17 protein-coding genes and 1 tRNA gene are annotated in these 16,747 nt (G+C 29.0%); 11 read left to right on the top strand and 7 right to left on the bottom strand.

From position 1 onward, the window contains the following. Positions 1–30 precede the first annotated feature (30 nt). Complete coding sequence (locus ACTTAR_RS03665; RefSeq protein WP_440697746.1) at positions 31–1,521, top strand: hypothetical protein; 1,491 nt, start codon at positions 31–33, stop codon at positions 1,519–1,521. Here ACTTAR_RS03665 and fumC read toward each other — a convergent pair. Next, the gene (gene fumC, locus ACTTAR_RS03660) at positions 1,509–2,897 is read right to left on the bottom strand and encodes a class II fumarate hydratase (RefSeq protein ID WP_440681844.1); all 1,389 of its coding nucleotides are present in this window, start codon (positions 2,895–2,897) and stop codon (positions 1,509–1,511) included. The two genes, ACTTAR_RS03665 and fumC, sit on opposite strands and share 13 nt — an antisense overlap. Before the next feature lie 67 nt (positions 2,898–2,964). Here fumC and ACTTAR_RS03655 point away from each other — a divergent pair, with 67 nt between their 5' ends. After that, positions 2,965–3,336: a phosphoribosyl-ATP diphosphatase gene (locus ACTTAR_RS03655; RefSeq protein ID WP_440681843.1), complete on the top strand. Its 372-nt coding sequence runs from the start codon at positions 2,965–2,967 to the stop codon at positions 3,334–3,336. Here ACTTAR_RS03655 and nadC read toward each other — a convergent pair. After that, a complete protein-coding gene (nadC, locus tag ACTTAR_RS03650) occupies positions 3,333–4,166 on the bottom strand; it encodes a carboxylating nicotinate-nucleotide diphosphorylase (protein ID WP_440681842.1) in 834 nt (277 codons plus the stop codon). The genes ACTTAR_RS03655 and nadC overlap by 4 nt on opposite strands. A gap of 4 nt (positions 4,167–4,170) precedes the next feature. Continuing rightward, the gene (nadA, locus tag ACTTAR_RS03645; RefSeq protein WP_440681841.1) at positions 4,171–5,160 is read right to left on the bottom strand and encodes a quinolinate synthase NadA; all 990 of its coding nucleotides are present in this window, start codon (positions 5,158–5,160) and stop codon (positions 4,171–4,173) included. Between the two features lie 56 nt (positions 5,161–5,216). Here nadA and ACTTAR_RS03640 point away from each other — a divergent pair. Then, positions 5,217–5,302, top strand: a tRNA-Leu gene (locus tag ACTTAR_RS03640). Positions 5,303–5,314: 12 nt separating this feature from the next. Here the strand turns inward: ACTTAR_RS03640 and ygfZ are convergent. Beyond that, positions 5,315–6,202 carry a CAF17-like 4Fe-4S cluster assembly/insertion protein YgfZ gene (gene ygfZ / locus ACTTAR_RS03635; protein WP_440697745.1) on the bottom strand — a complete coding sequence of 296 codons (888 nt, stop codon included), beginning with the start codon at positions 6,200–6,202 and terminating at the stop codon, positions 5,315–5,317. 43 nt (positions 6,203–6,245) lie between these two features. Here ygfZ and ACTTAR_RS03630 point away from each other — a divergent pair, with 43 nt between their 5' ends. After that, the gene (locus tag ACTTAR_RS03630; protein ID WP_440697744.1) at positions 6,246–7,553 is read left to right on the top strand and encodes a dihydroorotase; all 1,308 of its coding nucleotides are present in this window, start codon (positions 6,246–6,248) and stop codon (positions 7,551–7,553) included. On the opposite strand, the gene ACTTAR_RS03625 is transcribed toward ACTTAR_RS03630, so the two are convergent. Then, the gene (locus ACTTAR_RS03625; RefSeq protein WP_440697743.1) at positions 7,546–7,881 is read right to left on the bottom strand and encodes a DMT family transporter; all 336 of its coding nucleotides are present in this window, start codon (positions 7,879–7,881) and stop codon (positions 7,546–7,548) included. The two genes, ACTTAR_RS03630 and ACTTAR_RS03625, sit on opposite strands and share 8 nt — an antisense overlap. Continuing rightward, on the bottom strand, positions 7,881–9,776 hold the full coding sequence (locus ACTTAR_RS03620; RefSeq protein WP_440697742.1) for a propionyl-CoA synthetase: 1,896 nt from the start codon (positions 9,774–9,776) through the stop codon (positions 7,881–7,883). The genes ACTTAR_RS03625 and ACTTAR_RS03620 overlap by 1 nt, the downstream gene beginning before the upstream one ends. A gap of 213 nt (positions 9,777–9,989) precedes the next feature. Here ACTTAR_RS03620 and ACTTAR_RS03615 point away from each other — a divergent pair, with 213 nt between their 5' ends. From ACTTAR_RS03615 to ACTTAR_RS03595, 5 genes are all read left to right on the top strand, one after another. After that, positions 9,990–10,757, top strand: coding sequence for a bacteriorhodopsin-like (locus ACTTAR_RS03615; RefSeq protein ID WP_440613895.1), 768 nt, complete (start codon positions 9,990–9,992; stop codon positions 10,755–10,757). A 103-nt stretch (positions 10,758–10,860) separates the two neighbouring features. After that, the gene (locus ACTTAR_RS03610) at positions 10,861–11,862 is read left to right on the top strand and encodes a fatty acid desaturase (RefSeq protein WP_440697741.1); all 1,002 of its coding nucleotides are present in this window, start codon (positions 10,861–10,863) and stop codon (positions 11,860–11,862) included. 60 nt (positions 11,863–11,922) lie between these two features. Next, a complete protein-coding gene (locus ACTTAR_RS03605) occupies positions 11,923–12,243 on the top strand; it encodes a 2Fe-2S iron-sulfur cluster-binding protein (protein ID WP_440697740.1) in 321 nt (106 codons plus the stop codon). Beyond that, entirely contained in the window at positions 12,244–13,260 is a 1,017-nt protein-coding gene (locus ACTTAR_RS03600) for an NAD(P)/FAD-dependent oxidoreductase (protein ID WP_440697739.1), read from the top strand. Beyond that, the gene (locus ACTTAR_RS03595; protein ID WP_440697738.1) at positions 13,257–13,883 is read left to right on the top strand and encodes a glutathione S-transferase family protein; all 627 of its coding nucleotides are present in this window, start codon (positions 13,257–13,259) and stop codon (positions 13,881–13,883) included. The genes ACTTAR_RS03600 and ACTTAR_RS03595 overlap by 4 nt, the downstream gene beginning before the upstream one ends. On the opposite strand, the gene ACTTAR_RS03590 is transcribed toward ACTTAR_RS03595, so the two are convergent. Continuing rightward, positions 13,884–14,399 carry a TraR/DksA family transcriptional regulator gene (locus ACTTAR_RS03590; RefSeq protein WP_440697737.1) on the bottom strand — a complete coding sequence of 172 codons (516 nt, stop codon included), beginning with the start codon at positions 14,397–14,399 and terminating at the stop codon, positions 13,884–13,886. It abuts the gene before it with no gap. Positions 14,400–14,478: 79 nt separating this feature from the next. Between ACTTAR_RS03590 and ACTTAR_RS03585 the strand changes: the two genes are divergently transcribed. Both ACTTAR_RS03585 and ACTTAR_RS03580 read left to right on the top strand, forming a co-directional pair. Further along, entirely contained in the window at positions 14,479–15,798 is a 1,320-nt protein-coding gene (locus ACTTAR_RS03585; RefSeq protein WP_440697736.1) for a glycosyltransferase family 39 protein, read from the top strand. A gap of 3 nt (positions 15,799–15,801) precedes the next feature. Further along, positions 15,802–16,671 (top strand): glycosyltransferase, encoded by an 870-nt coding sequence (locus ACTTAR_RS03580; RefSeq protein ID WP_440697735.1) that lies wholly within the window; start codon positions 15,802–15,804, stop codon positions 16,669–16,671. Positions 16,672–16,747: the final 76 nt, after the last annotated feature.

Raw genomic sequence — 16,747 nt, 5'->3', positions numbered from 1 at the left:
AAATAATGTTTTATAAGTTTCTTGTTCAAAATGAATACTTCAAACTTTTTTGCTAAATTTCTTAAAAACCTTAGTAAATCAATTAATAGTCTATTAGAAAAATATTTAAACAAGTTAAATATTAATAATTTTAAAAGACTGTTATTAAACAATAAAATTTTCTTTACTATTGTCGCAGCAATTATTTTATTTTTTTCATATATTTCTTTACCTAATATTTATAACCAAGATAAAATTTCAAATGAAATACAAAGTAATCTATTTAACAAATTAAACCTAGAGTTTCATTTTTCAAATGAATTAGAATATAAATTTTTACCAAGACCTCATTTTGTAACTAAGGAATCATCAATAATTAATGATGAAAGTAAAATTTCTGAAATTAAAACAACAAAGATTTATGTTTCATTAGAAAACTTGTTTTCTTTAAGAAATATGAAGGTAACAGATGTTGTCTTAGAAGAAGCAAATTTCAATTTAAATAAAAATAATTACAATTTTTTTTTCAAACTTTTGAATGCTAATTTCAAAGAGAGTAAATTACAAATTATTAATAGTAATATTTTTTATAGAAATTATGAAAATGATGTATTGTTAATTAATAATATTTTAAATTCAAAATATTATTATGATCCAAATGAGCTAAAAAATATTTTTTATTCAGAGAATGAAATTTTTAACGTTCCTTATTCCCTTGAAATATTTACTGATGAGAATGATAAAATTATTTATTCAAAAATAAACTTAGAATCTTTTAGATTAAAGTTAGATAACAAATTATCTCTCGGAAAAGATTTTAATTTAGGTTTAACTGAGTTTAGTTTTTTAAATCAAAAAAGTATTGCAAAATACAAAACAAATAAGAATTTTTTTGAATTTAGTTTGAATGATAAATCACAAGCATTAAAATTTTTACTTAATGGCAAATTTAATTTTAAACCTTTTTATTCTTATTTAGAGGGTAAAGTAAATGAAATAAATTTTACATCTTTTTTTTCTTCAAATGCTATAATCAAAGACTTACTTAAAACAGAAATACTAAATAACAAAAATATTGATTTCAAACTTGATATTAAGGCTGAAGAAATAAAAAATTTTGATAGTTTTAAAAATATTTTTTTAAAATCAAAAATTCATGAGGGATTAATTGACTTTGATCAAACTAAATTTAGTTGGAAAAATAATGTTAATTTTGAACTTAAAGATAGCTTAGTTTATGTAAGAGATGGTCAACTGATTTTAGATGGAAGCACTGAGTTAGCTGTAATTAACTCAAATGAAGTTTATAAATTCTTATTGACTCCAAAAAAATTAAGAAAACAAATTAATAAAATTAATATTAACTTTACTTATTTTTTTGATGAAAAAATAATAAAAATTAAAAATATTCTTGTAGATGGTAAATTAAATAAAAAATTGAATGACAATTTGAGAATTATCTATTTAAAAGATGATAACTTGCAAAATAAAATATACTTTAAAAATTTATTAAATGATGCAATTAAAAATTATGCAGGATAAATCATTTTTCTTGGATCAACTATTTTTTCATAATCTTTTTCGCTAATTAATCCTGTTTTTAATGCTTCTTGTTTTAAAGTAGTATTGTTTTTTAGCGCAGTTTTTGCAATTTTGGCTGCATTATCATAACCAATATGAGGAGCTAAAGCTGTGACTAGCATTAGTGAATTATCTAAGTGTTCTTTAATTTTCTTCTTGTTAGCTTTAATCCCTTTCACACAATATACAGCAAAATTTTTTGTACTATCAGCAATTAAGTCAATCGATTGTAAAATGTTATGAGCAATTAATGGTTTGAAAACGTTTAATTCAAAATGTCCGTGGGATCCAGCCATTGTAATACCGTTGTGATTTCCAATTACTTTTACACAAACCATCGTAACTGCTTCACACTGGGTTGGATTTACTTTCCCTGGCATTATTGATGAGCCTGGTTCATTTTCAGGTAATATTAATTCTCCATATCCAGCTCTTGGACCAGAACCTAAGAACCTAATATCATTTGAAATTTTCATCAACGCAACTGCACAAGTATTTAAAGTTCCAGAAAAGTTAACAATTGCATCATGAGCAGCAAGTTCTGCAAATTTGTTTGATGAAGGTTTAAATTTTATTTTAGTGAATTTAGCAATTTCTTTAACAATTTTTTTATCAAAGTTTTTTTTTGAATTTATTCCAGTTCCAACAGCTGTACCACCTTGAGCCAAAAATAGAATTTCTCTTAATGCGTATTCAATCCGTTCAATACATTTTTTTAGTTGAGCATGATAACCTGAAAATTCTTGACCAAGAGATAGTGGTGTTGCATCTTGAAGGTGAGTTCTTCCAATTTTAACTATGTTTTTAAATTCTTTTGTTTTATTCTTTAGCTCTTTTTCTAAGATTTTTAAACTTGGCAACATTTTAGCTAAAGTTTCTGTTGCTATAGAAATATGCATTGCAGTCGGAAAAACATCATTGGTGGACTGTGATTTGTTAACATGATCATTTGGATGTACTGGTTTTTTTGTGCCTTTTTTTCCACCAAGTATTTCAATAGCTCTGTTAGCAATTACTTCATTAACATTCATATTTGTCTGTGTTCCAGAACCTGTTTGCCAAACTTTTAAAGGAAAATTTTCATCTAACTTTCCTTTAATAACCTCATCTGAAGCTTTGATTATTGCTTTAGAAATTTTACTATTAATTAATTTATCTTTAGCATGAACTATTGCTGCTGATCTTTTGATAATAGCAATAGATTTAATTATAGAAATGTTAACTAAAATTTTCCCAATATTAAAAAATTTATTAGATCTTTGTGTTGAGGCACCCCAGTACTTATTATTAGGTACATTTATGCTTCCAAGACTGTCAAATTCTTTTCTTAATTTCATTGATTAATTTTTAAGTAATAAATATTTATATTCATACAATAAATTTTAAAAAACTTACAGGAGCAATATGTCGAATTTTAGCAAAGTTGGAACTTTTATGAAAACTTTTGGTCAAGATGTTAAAACTAAACCATCTTTTAGTACCGATAAAATAAACAAACTAAGAATAGATCTAATTAAAGAAGAGTTAGATGAGCTTACAGAAGCTATGAATAATAAAGATTTATTAGAAGTTGCAGATGCTTTAACTGATATTTTATATGTTACTTATGGTGCAGGCCATGCATTTGGAATTGATTTAGATAAATGTTTTGAAGAGGTTCAAAATTCAAATATGAGTAAATTAGATGAAAATGGAAAACCAATTTATAATGAAGCTGGAAAAGTTATGAAAGGTCCTAATTATTTTAAACCAGATTTATCAAAGTTTGTGAATTAAATTTCTAATTTAAAGTCAACCGCAGGAGCGCTGTGAGTAATGCTGCCCACAGATATTCTATCAACACCAGTGGAAGCAATAGCTTTGACAGTTTTTAAATTAACATTACCAGATGCTTCTGTTTCATAATACTTTTTAGCAATTTTAACACTATTTCTTAAACTTTTAATATTCATATTATCAAGCAAAACAGTATTAAATTTTAGACCTATAATTGATTTAAGTTGTCCAACTGTATCAACTTCAACTGTAATTTTTTTCCCCTGTTTATTTTTTATGGCTTTTACAACTAAAGTTTTTAAATCCGAACTTGCTACGTGGTTATCTTTAATTAAATATTCATCACTTAAATTAAATCTATGATTTGTACCACCTCCAAGCTTAACAGCATATTTTTGTATAACTCTTAGATTTGGAATTGTTTTTCTTGTACAACAAATTTTAGTTTTCTTTCCAGCTAATTTAACAAATTTGTTTGTTTTAGTTGCTATTCCTGAAATGTGAGATAAAAAATTTAGAGCAACTCTTTCCGCAATCAAAATATTTTTTGCTTTGCCTTTTATTACTGCAACTAAGGATCCTTTTTTAATATTTGAACCATCTTTTTCTTTAATTAAAAACTTAATTTTACTATCAATTAATTTAAAAGTTTGTTTTGCAAATAATAAACCTCCTACTATTGCATTTTGATTCGATATCAATTTAACTGTTATGATCTTATCGTTTTCAATTAAGCTTGAAGTAATGTCTCCTGAAGGATATAGATCTTCGTTCAGAGCAAGTTTGACTGTGCTTTTGATAAATTCTTTACTTAATTTAATTTTTGACACTTAATTATCTGCCAATGGCTGCCATTCTTTCAACAGATATTCTAGCTTTTTCGATTGTTTCTTTATCCATTATTATTTCACCAGTTTCATTTTCTAAACAATCCAATATTTTTGGAAGCGTAATTTTTTTCATGTGCGGACACATATTGCATGGTTTAATAAAATCTACATTTGGATTTTCTACTTGTATGTTGTCACTCATAGAGCACTCAGTTACCATCATTACTTTTTTTGGCTGATTATCTTTTACATATTTGATCATTCCAGATGTAGATCCTGCAAAATCACTTGCTCCAATTACGTCTGGTGGACACTCTGGATGAGCAATAATTTTAATACCTGGATTGTTTTTTCTTATATCTTCTATTTCTTTCTTATTAAATTGGTCGTGTACTATGCAAATTCCTTTCCAAGATATAATTTCCACATCAGTCTGAGACGCAACATACTTTGCAAGGTAATCATCAGGTAAAAATATAACTTTTTTTACTCCAAGAGATTTAACAATTTTGACAGCATTAGCAGATGTACAACAAACATCTGTTTCAGCTTTTACTTCAGCTGAGGTATTTACGTATGATACTACCGGAACACCTGGGTACTTCTCTTTTAGTAATCTCACATCTTTACCAGTAATTGAGGATGATAAAGAACAACCCGCTTCCATATCTGGTAAAATTACTTTCTTATTAGGGCTCATTAGTTTTGCAGTTTCAGCCATAAAGTGAACTCCTGCCATTAGAATTATATCTGCTGAAGTTTTTGAAGCTTCTATAGCTAGCGCGAGTGAGTCTGCAGAGAAATCAGCAACACCATGATAAATTTCTGGTGTTTGATAGTTGTGAGCTAAAATTACTGCATTTTTCTCTTTTTTTAATTTATTAATTTTATGTATGTATGGTGCGTGTACTGACCATTCTATCTCAGGCATTACCTTTGAAATTTTTTGATAAATTGGATCTGTTGCTTTACGTACTTCTTGTGTAAATTCCATAAGGATTTTTTACCAATTTGAAACAAACTTGTCATTCATTAATTATGAGACATATCGCGGTCGTGCTGAAATTGGTAGACAGGCACGGTTGAGGGCCGTGTGGACTTAGTCCATGAGAGTTCGAGTCTCTCCGACCGCACCAAAATTATTTATTTTAATTGATCCAATAAGGTTTTTTAACAGTTATTGTTGCTTCTTTAGTTTTAAAATTTACTTTTTCATCAAAGTTTTCATCTAAATATTTTATTAAAGCAAAAGGGTAATCATTATCTATCAACACTTTTCCTATTTCATTTTCATTATTAAAGATACCTTCCCCTTTATTTAATTTTCCTTCAATAATTTTAATAGGCATCAATCTTTTTGAAAGTTTATTTTTTAATTTAATTCTAGCTGTATTTTCTTGGCCTACATAACAACCTTTTTTAAAATCAATTCCATTTAGTTCTTCAAAATTACATTCAATACCAAATAATTTATTTTGTAATTTATTCAAATCTTTCGGAACTATTCCTAGCTTATGACTTAGAGAATAGTATTCGTTTACATTTGAATCATGAAGATCAAGTTTTTTTAAAGATAAATAAAGTTTTTCTAAATTAATAATTAATCTTGCTCCCAATTGTTTATTTCTTGGGTCTAAAAGAATAGGATCTTCTCTATATTTAATTGTAAATCCTGCTTGATCTTTTGCATCATCAAATTTTAAAAATTTTTCATTAGAAAAAGCTGCCACAACAAATTCATTACTTAAATTAAGTATTTCAACTTTTGATCTTAGCTTATATAGAGACAACTGGTTGAATAATCCATCTGCTTGATACTTTTCACAATCTAAGAGATAACCTGATTTATGTTTTATAATAATAAATTCATATAAAAATTTTCCTTGTGGAGTTAGCAAAGATGCAAAACAACTATCAACCTCGCTTACTTTATTTATGTCGTTGCTTATAAGATTTTGCAGAAAATCTTTTGCGTCATCTCCGTTTATATAAAGAATTGATCTATCTTCTAAAATGTAAACGTTTTTGATATTCATATTTGATTAATTGTTATTTTTAATATAATAACTTTTTCTTCAAATGTTAGATCTTATAATCAAAAATGGACAATGTTACATCAATGGTGAATTAAAAAATGTTGATGTTGCAATAAAAGATGGAAAAATTCATCAGATCGGTCAAATTTCTGATGAAGCAAAAGAGACAATTAATTCAGAAGGCCAAACTGTTTTGCCAGGTTGTATAGACACACAAACACACTTTAGAGAACCCGGATCAACAGATACTGAAGATCTTCACTCAGGAAGTAGAGCAGCAATTGCTGGAGGGATTACAAGTGTTTTTGAGATGCCAAATACAAATCCACCAACTTCAAATCTGAAAGAATTTCAAAGAAAACTAGATCTTGCTAAAAATAGAATGTATTGCAATTACGCTTTTTACTTTGGTGCTACTGCTGATAATGCAGATGATTTAGCTAGTTTAAAAAATTTAGAGGGATGTTGTGGAATTAAACTTTTTGCTGGATCTTCCACAGGTAATTTACTTGTTGCCGAAGAAGATGATATAGATAAAGTTTTTCGAAATGCTTCAAAAGTTGTTGCAGTCCATTCAGAAGACGAAGCAATATTAAAAATTAATAAAAAATTAATTAAAGAGGGAGATGTTCATACTCATCCAGTATGGCGAAGTGCTGAGTGTGCAATAGCATCAACTAGAAGAATAGTTAGAATTGCCGAAAAACATAAAAAAAAAGCTCATGTTCTTCATATTACAACAAAAGATGAAATAGATTTTCTTTCTCAGCATAAAGGCAACATTACCTTTGAGATAACACCTCAACATTTAACACTTTATGCACCAGATTGTTATGACAAGCTTGGAACTTATGCTCAAATGAACCCACCATTAAGAGATAAGTCTCATTATGATAGATTATGGTACGGAGTTAGAAACAATTTTAACGATACTATTGGATCAGACCATGCTCCTCATTTAAAAGAAAATAAAGATAAAGAATATCCTAATACTCCTTCGGGAATGCCAGGTGTTCAAACTTTAATGCCTGTAATGTTAAATCATATTAATGATGGAAAATTAACTTTAAATCAGTTGATGAATTTTGTTTGTGAAAATCCTGTAAAAATATTTGGAATTAAAAACAAAGGGTTTATCAAAGAGGGTTATGATGCTGATTTTACAATTGTAGACATGAATAAAACAATTGAAATTAAAAATGAAAATATTGAGAGTAAATGTAAATGGTCACCATTTAATGGATTTAAATTTAAAGGAACACCAACGCATACTATCATTGCAGGAAAAATTAAAATGCAAGATGGTAAAATTTTAGGAGATCCTGAAGGAACTCCTTTGCAGTTTAGTTAATTGTTTTAGAAGAATAAAGATTTACAAGCGTTAAACCCAATACAATTAAGAACATCCCCAAGATAACTTGCCAGCTTAAAGACTGTCCATAAAAAATATATCCTAGTATAGCAATTGTAAAAATTCCTAAGCCACACCAGGTTGCATAAACTACCGCTAGTGGAAGTTTAGTTACTACAATTGATAGACAAAAAAATGCACAAACATAAAAAAATATTAAAGCTCCTGTTGGTAATGGCTTTGTAAAACCTTTTGTAACAGGCAAAAGCATTGTTCCTGAAACTTCAAATATTGTAGCGGCAATTAAAATTAAATATGTTTTTAACATTATTTTATTATTCCATTTTGAACTAAGTTTTCTTTAATTTCATCTAAAATTACTGGATCATCTATTGTTGGAGGAACTTTATATTCAACATTATCAGCAATTTTTCTAATTGTTCCTCTTAAAATTTTTCCTGATCTAGTTTTGGGTAATCTTTTAATTACTATTACAGTTTTAAATGCTGCAACAGGACCAATTTTATCTCTAACCATTTGCACACACTCTTTTGAAATAGTTTTATTATCTTTTTCAACACCAGACTTTAAAACTACTAAACCAATTGGTAATTGACCTTTAAGTTTATCTGCAATTCCTAAAACAGCACACTCAGCAACAGATTGATTTTCAGACAAAACTTCTTCAATTGCGCCAGTTGATAATCTGTGACCTGCAACATTAATAATGTCATCAGTTCTAGACATTATCCAGATATAACCATCATCATCTATGTGACCTGCATCATAAGTTTGATAATAACCTTCATAATTAGTCATATAGTTTTCTTTATATCTTTGATCTGCATTCCAAAGAGTAGGGAATGTTCCAGGAGGCAAAGGTAGTTTTACTACAATATCTCCCATTTCATTTGGCTTAGCTAATGATTGATCAGGTTTAATGATTTTTACATCATATCCAGGAACAGCTTTGCAAGCAGAACCATATTTCGTTTTCATCATTTCAATTCCTGTGCAATTTGAGCTAATTGCCCAACTGGTTTCAGTTTGCCACCAATGATCAATAACTGGGACTTTCAATAAATTTTCAGCCCACTTGATAGTATCTGGATCTGCTCTTTCCCCAGCAAGAAAGAGGCTTTCAAAACTAGATAAGTCGTATTTTGAGAAAAATTTACCATCAGGATCTTCTTTCTTTATAGCTCTGAATGCAGTTGGTGCAGTGAACAATGATTTTACTTTATAATCTGAGATGATTTTCCAAAAAGCACCAGCATCTGGAGTTCCAACTGGTTTACCTTCAAATAAAACTGTAGTGCATCCCTTAAATAATGGAGCATAAACAATATAAGAGTGACCAACAATCCAACCAATATCACTTGCAGACCACCAAATATCATCAGTATCAATATTGTAAATATTTTTCATAGTCCATTTGAGGGCAACGATATGGCCCCCAGTATCTCTAACTATACCCTTTGGAGTTCCAGTTGTTCCTGAAGTATAAAGAATATATGCAAAATCATTTGAATTCATCTCAACACAATCAGCATCAGATGCATTTGATATAGCTTCATCCCAACTAATTTCTGTTGGTTCATTTAAATTTACTTCATTTCCTGATCTTTGAAACAAAATCATCTTTTCAATTTTATGATTTGCTATTTTTATCGCTTCATCTACCAAAGGTTTGTATTCAACTGTCCTTCCAGGTTCAAAACCACATGAAGCAGTGACTAGCAGTTTTGCTTTACTGTCGTCTATTCTGCTTGCAAGTTCATTTGAAGCAAATCCACCAAACACTACTGAGTGTATTGCTCCAATTCTTGCACAAGCAAGCATTGCAATTACTGCTTCTGGTATCATTGGCATATAAATGATTACTCTGTCGCCCTTGATTACACCTTGTTGTTTTAAAGCTCCTGCAAACTTTGATACTTTTGCTCTAAGTTCCTCATAAGTGAACTTAGCTTTATTACCTGTAATAGGACTAGCATAGATTAAAGCAGTTTTTTGCCCTCTTCCTTGATCAATATGAATGTCTAAAGCATTGTAACATGTATTAGTTACTCCATCTTCAAACCATTTGTAGAAGGGAGGGTTAGATTTGTTTAAAATTTTTGTTGGTTTTTTAAACCAAAAAATGTTTTCACTTGCTTCTTGCCAAAATTTTTCAGGATTATTTATAGAATTTTCATAAATATTTTGAAATTTTTCTGACATTCTAATTTGATTCGATTTTTAATATATTTTTGGTTTTTAACTTATAAATTGTATTTAATTTTAAAAATTAAGTAAAATCAATGCAAATTAATCACAATTAAGTCTTCATTAATCTAATTTAATTTGCTATTAGACCCCCAACTTTGGCTTAGGGTTACTTAAGTCTAGTTTATATAAACTAAAAAATAAAAACTAACGAAGAGGGAGTTTTTTATGAAAAAACTTAAATTGTTTGCTCTTACAGTTGTTGCTCTTATGGGTGTAACTGGTGTTGCAAACGCTGAAACAGCTATGCTGGCTCAAGACGATTTCGTAGGTATTTCGTTTTGGTTAGTATCTATGGCTTGTTTAGCTGCTACTGTATTCTTTTTCCTAGAGAGAAGCTCAGTTCCAGCTGGATGGAGAGTTTCAATGACTGTTGCTGGTCTAGTAACTGGTATTGCATTCGTACACTACATGTACATGAGAGATGTATGGATTGCTACAGGTGACTCACCAACAGTTTACAGATACATTGACTGGTTAATTACAGTGCCATTATTGATGTTAGAATTCTATTTTGTTCTATCAGCAGTAAACAAATCAGACTCTGGAATTTTCTGGAGACTAATGATTGGTACATTAGTAATGCTAGTAGGTGGATACTTAGGAGAAGCTGGATACATCAACGCTACACTTGGTTTCATAATCGGTATGGCTGGTTGGGTATACATCTTATATGAAGTATTCTCTGGTGAAGCAGGTAAGAGAGCAGCGAAAAGTGGTAACAAAGCACTTGTAACTGCTTTTGGTGCAATGAGAATGATCGTTACAGTAGGTTGGGCGATTTACCCATTAGGTTACATTTTTGGTTACCTAACAGGTGGTGTAGATGCTAACTCACTAAACGTGATTTACAACGCAGCTGACTTCTTGAACAAGATCGCTTTCGGTCTGATCATTTGGGCAGCAGCTATGCAACAACCTGGTAGAGCCAAGTAATAGTTTTACTTAAAATTTTAAAAAGGGCAGGTACAAATTTGTACTTGCCCTTTTTTTTTGCCTTTTGTAAAATTATGTATAATTATTATACATAATTTTTGTAATGGACGTAAAATTAGAAAAATGGCATCGATGTAAAGTTGATATAGAGGTTCTTAAAGAGCTTTCAAAAAAATCAGACATCAAAGGTCTTCAACATGTTTCAGTTTTTTTTGGATTGTTATTAATAACAGGAACCTTGGCATATATAACTTGGGGTACTTGGTGGTCTGCTTTTTGGTTTTTGGTTTATGGAAACATTTATGGTTTTTCAAATCCATTGTGGCATGAGACAGGTCATAAAACTGCCTTTCAATCAAAATCTTTAAATGAATTTTTTTACTATATCTCTTCTTACCTTTCTAATTTTGAACCATTAAGATGGAGATACACACACTTCGTTCATCATGGAAATACATATTCAACAGAAAATCCATTTGATCATGAAATTGAATATGGAAATAATTTAAAAGAAACTCCAAAAAATTTATTAATGAATTTAATTCCTTTTATGGAACTTATTTATTTTAAAAAAAGCATAGCTTACGAAATTATTCAACATGCATTGGGAGTAAAAACAAAAGTAATGCAAGAATGCATTCCTGAAAACGCTCAATCAAAAGTTATTTTTAATTCTAGAATTTTTGTTGCAATTTGGATTGCAATTATTTTGTGGTCTTTAATTACATTGTCTTGGTTACCAGTTTTGTTTTTTTTATTACCAAAATTTTATGGAAGAACTTTACACAAACTTGTTTCTTTTACTCAACATGCGGGTTTAGCAAGAAATATTAAAGATCATAGGTACACAACAAGAGAAATGTATTTAAATCCTATTTTAAGCTTTTTATATTGGAAAATGGAATATCATGTATCACATCATATGTTTCCAACTGTTCCATCTTATAACTTAGATAAACTTCATCACCATATTAAAGATCAATTACCAAAAACGAATGATGGTTTGATTGATGCCTACAAAGAAATTTTACCAGCTATAATGAAACAAACAGAAGACTCTAGCTATTTTTTTAAAAAGGAAGTACCAGAGCCACAAAATGCATAAAACTGACCAAGTATGTTTTTACTTACTTGCTCAATTTAGATAAGAACCTATATATAACGCATGGCAAAAATTACTTACCACACACACGATAATAAAACTCACACCATTGATGTTCAAAACGGATTAACAGTGATGGAAGGTGCTGTTCAAAACGATATTCCAGGTATTGATGCTGATTGTGGAGGTGGGATGGCATGTGCTACTTGTCATGTGTATGTCAAAGAAGATTGGTTGGATAAACTTCCAACTAAAGAAGATGGCGAAGAAGATATGTTGGATATGGCATATGAGCCTAGTAAAAATAGTAGATTAAGTTGCCAATTGATTGTTTCAGATGAATTGGATGGATTGGAAGTGACCATTCCAGAAAAGCAAGCTTAAATGAATAAAACAGATGTACTAATTATTGGAGCTGGTCCTACAGGTTTATTTTGTGCTCATCAACTTGGGATTATTGGACTTCAATGTGAAATCGTAGACAATCTTGATAAAGCAGGTGGACAGTGTATCGAACTTTATCCAGATAAACCAATTTATGATATTCCAGCTATTCCAGAATGTACTGGCGAAGAGTTAACAAATAATCTCTTACAACAAATTAAACCTTTTAATGTAAAATTTCATTTAAATGAAAGAGTAGAGGAACTTAAAAAAGTTGAAAATCGTTGGCATGTCAAAACTAGTAATGGTCAAGAATTTGATGTAGCAGCAATTATTATTGCTGGAGGCGTTGGATCATTCGAACCTAGAAAGTTTCCAGTAAAAGAATGTGAAAAATTTGAAGGATCTTCTTTATTTTACTCAATAAAAGACAAAACAATTTTTAAAGACAAAACCATTTCAATTTTTGGTGGAGGAGACTCAGCTTTAGATTGGGCTATAGAATTATCAAACACATCAAAAGTAAATTTAATTCATAGACGTGATGGATTTAGTGGAGCTGAGTCTAGTGTTCAAAAAGTAAAAAAATTAAATGACCAAGGAAAATTAAATTTGTACACCAAATATCAAATGGATGCTGTAAGTGGGGATAATCAAATTAATTCTGTTAAAATAAAACATGATGATGGAAAAATAAAAGAATTACAATCTGATTTTGTACTTGGTTTCTTTGGTTTAATTATGCAACTAGGTCCTATTTTAAATTGGGGATTAAATATCAATAAAAAAACAGTCGAAGTAAACACTGAAAACTTTGAGACAAATGTTGAGGGTATATTTGCAATCGGAGACATTTGTTCTTACCCAGGTAAATTAAAATTAATTCTGTCTGGCTTTCATGAAGGGGCATTAGCTGCAAGAGGTTGTTTTAAATATGCAAGACCTGATGAAAAATTAAGATTTGAGTTCACTACCACTTCAAAAGCTGCACAAGAGCGACTTGGTGTAAAAAAATGATCGAACTTTTTTCTGCCAATACTCCTAATGGATGGAAAATAGGTATTATGCTGGAAGAGATTGGTTATGAGTATAAAGTAACTAAAATTGATTTAGGAAAAGACGAACAATTTAATCCTGATTTTATAAAGTTAAGCCCATTTGGAAAAATTCCTGTAATCACAGACCATGAAAATAATAAAAGTATCTTCGAGTCTGGTGCAATATTGATGTACTTAGGTGAAAAAAGTGGAAAATTTTATGATGAAAAAGATCGATTAGTGATTAATCAATGGTTGATGGCTCAAATGGGAACTATCGGCCCAATGATTGGTCAGCATCACCAGTTTCATCATTATAATCCTGGAAAAAGTGAATTTGGAGAGGAAAGATATTTTAAAATTGTAAAAAGAATTTATGGAGAATTAGAAGCAAGATTAAAAGTTTCTAAATTTTTAGCTGGAGATAATTATACAATTGCTGATATTGCAACTTGGCCATGGCTTGCAAGGCATGAATGGCATGATATTGGCTTAAAAAATTATGAAAATTTATCTAGATGGTATTTAGAAATTGCAAACCGTGAGGCAGTAGTAAAAGGATACGCGTTTATGGATAAAGAGGCTAAAATTCCAAAAATTTAATTAATCATCTGCATGAACTTTTTCATCTTTTTCATGCTTTTCTTGTGCAGCAATTGTGTATTTAGCAACAGGTCTTGCCATTAATCTTTTTAATCCAATTGGTTCCGCTGTATCCAAGCAATAACCATAAGTATCATCCATTATTCTTCTTAAAGCTTTATCAATTTCAGAAATTAATTTTATTTGTCTATTAATTGCTTTCATTTCTACATTGCTATCAATATATGAGTTTGCTTGGTCTACAATATCTGCAGAAATATTATTATCATCCATAGCACCATTATAAAGAGCTTCATTATTTGCTTTAATTAATTCTTTTTTCCATTCATTTAATTTCATTCTGAAATAGACTTTATGTTTTTCACACATATATTTTTCAGTTTCTTTTGGAACGTAAGTTTTTGAAATTTTTATAGTAGTTTTTTTAGCCGTTGAAGCTTGAGTTTTCTTTGGCTTACTTGCAACTTTAGTTTTTGGTTTAGAAACTTTTTTCTTTGCTTTAGTAGTTTTAGGCATTGCTTAATTTTGAATTGCCGGAGTATATTCAGCAAAATAGTGGTGTCAAGCAAGCTGAATTGTTATAAATATTTATATAATGAGCATTAATAACAAAAATATAGATAATCTTTTTTATATTTTTGTTACATCCCATCTAATTTTCTGGACTTTGATTCCAACTGTTACAAATCATAATTTGCCTTTAGATACAATAGAGGCTTTAGCTTGGGGAAGTAATTTAGACTGGGGTTTCAATAAGCATCCTCCAATGAGTGCTTTTTTTTCAGAAGTATTTTTTCAAATTTTTGGTCCACAAGACTGGGCTTATTATTTACTTAGCCAAATTTTTGTAATTATTTCATTTTATTATGTATTCAAGTTTTCCCAAGAGCTACTAAAGAGTAGATTGCTTGGTTTAATTTCAGTTTTATTAATTGAAACTATTTATTTTTATAATTTTACCACACCTGAGTTTAACGTAAATGTATGCCAATTACCCTTTTGGTCTTTAACAGCTTATTATTCTTGGAGAATTTACATTGGAAAAAATATTAAGTTTTGGGATTGTTTTTTAGTTGGTCTGTTTGGAGCTTTAGGTTTTTTATCAAAATATTTATTTCTGTATTTATTAGTTTCCATTACATTTTTATTCATTTATTTAATTATTAAAAAAGAGAGAAAGTTTGATTTTAAGTATTTAATTTCAATTGAGGTATTTTTAGTTGCTTTAGTTCCCCATTTAATTTGGTTAAGTAACAATGAATTCATAACTATAACTTATGGATTAGCAAGAACAGGTTTAGAACAATCAAGTTTAATTGATCATATTAAATATCCACTTTTATTTACAGGAAAACAAATAGTAATATTAATTCCATTTATAATTTTAACATTTTTATTAGTTAAAAAACTTAAATTTAAAATTAATTTTAAAGACAAAAATCTATTATTTTTGTTAGCAGTTAATATTTTACCAATTGCTCTAATGTTTTTAACCTCATTGATAACAGGATCAAAAATCAGAACAATGTGGATGACCCCGTTTTATTTATTTCTTGGAACATTGGTTGTTTATTTATTTCAATCACAAATAAATTTAAAAAAATTAAAACCATTTATTGTTGGATTTTTATTCTTTTTCTTTTTATCACCTATTTTTTACGCTTATGTTTCAGTTTCAAAAGATGACAAGAGAACAGATTATCCAGGAAAAGAAATTGCAATCAAAACTCAATATGCTTGGGATCAACAGTTTAATTCAACAATCAATGTTGTTTTAGGAGATGAATGGAATGCTGGAAATTTATCTTATCATCTCAAATCTAGACCAAAATGGGCAGGTAAAACAGAAAGAATTAAGCTTGATGAATTGAAAGATTATATGTGTCTTGATAGTGTATGTGTTGGATCAAGATAATTTATGAAATATGTAATTTTAATTCCAATTTACAATGACCGCGAGTCATTAAAGTTATTAATTGAAAACATAAATCAAGAAATAAAAGATTTAAATTCTGAAATATCTATAGTTGTTATTAATGATGCCTCTTCGCAACAAATCATTGATGAATATCCTAATATTGAAAACATTCATTCAATTGAAATAATAAATATGAAACAAAATAGAGGACATGCAAGGTGTATTGCTTCAGGTTTAAAATATATTCATGAGAAGAAAGAATATGATTTTATAATTCCAATGGATGGTGATGGTGAAGATAGACCGGTAGAAATTAAAAAATTTGTAGAACTATCAAAACAAGCTGGAGATAGATCAATTGTTGGAGAAAGAATAAAAAGAGAAGAAGGTATTTTTTTTAAAATTTGCTACCAATTTCACAAATTCTTAACTTTAGCATTTACTGGGAAATCAATTAAATTTGGAAATTTTACCTGTCTTTCAAAAGCAACTGTAAAAAAAATGTTAGATGAAAAAGCAACCTGGAATAGTTTTTCTGGATCATTAAAAAAAATTGAAAAAGATTTAATTTCTTCTCCATCAATTAGGGGTAAAAGATATTTCGGCCCATCTCAAATGAGTTTCTTTAAACTATTAAAACACTCATTATCAATAATCAGTGTTTTTAGAAAAACAGTCTTAATTCGTTCAGCTTTATTTATTGTTTTTTATATTTTATTAATCAAAAGTAATGCGTCAATTGCAACCTCATTACCTTTAGTTTTGTTATTAATCATGATTTATTCAATTTCCAGTTTAGCATTAAGAGAGAATAAGAGTGAATTTGATTCATCTTTATTAAACATTCACGATATAGAAAGAATAAAGTAATTTAATTTCTTAATTTAATATTAAAATTTGATAGCATATCTGTCTAATAATCATTTGCTTTATTAAAATTAAATTC

Source organism: Candidatus Pelagibacter sp. HIMB1709, from assembly GCF_052047635.1.
Lineage (GTDB): Bacteria > Pseudomonadota > Alphaproteobacteria > Pelagibacterales > Pelagibacteraceae > Pelagibacter.
The sequence above is the reverse complement of the archived record's forward strand: the minus strand, read 5'-3'. Positions and strand labels throughout refer to the sequence as shown.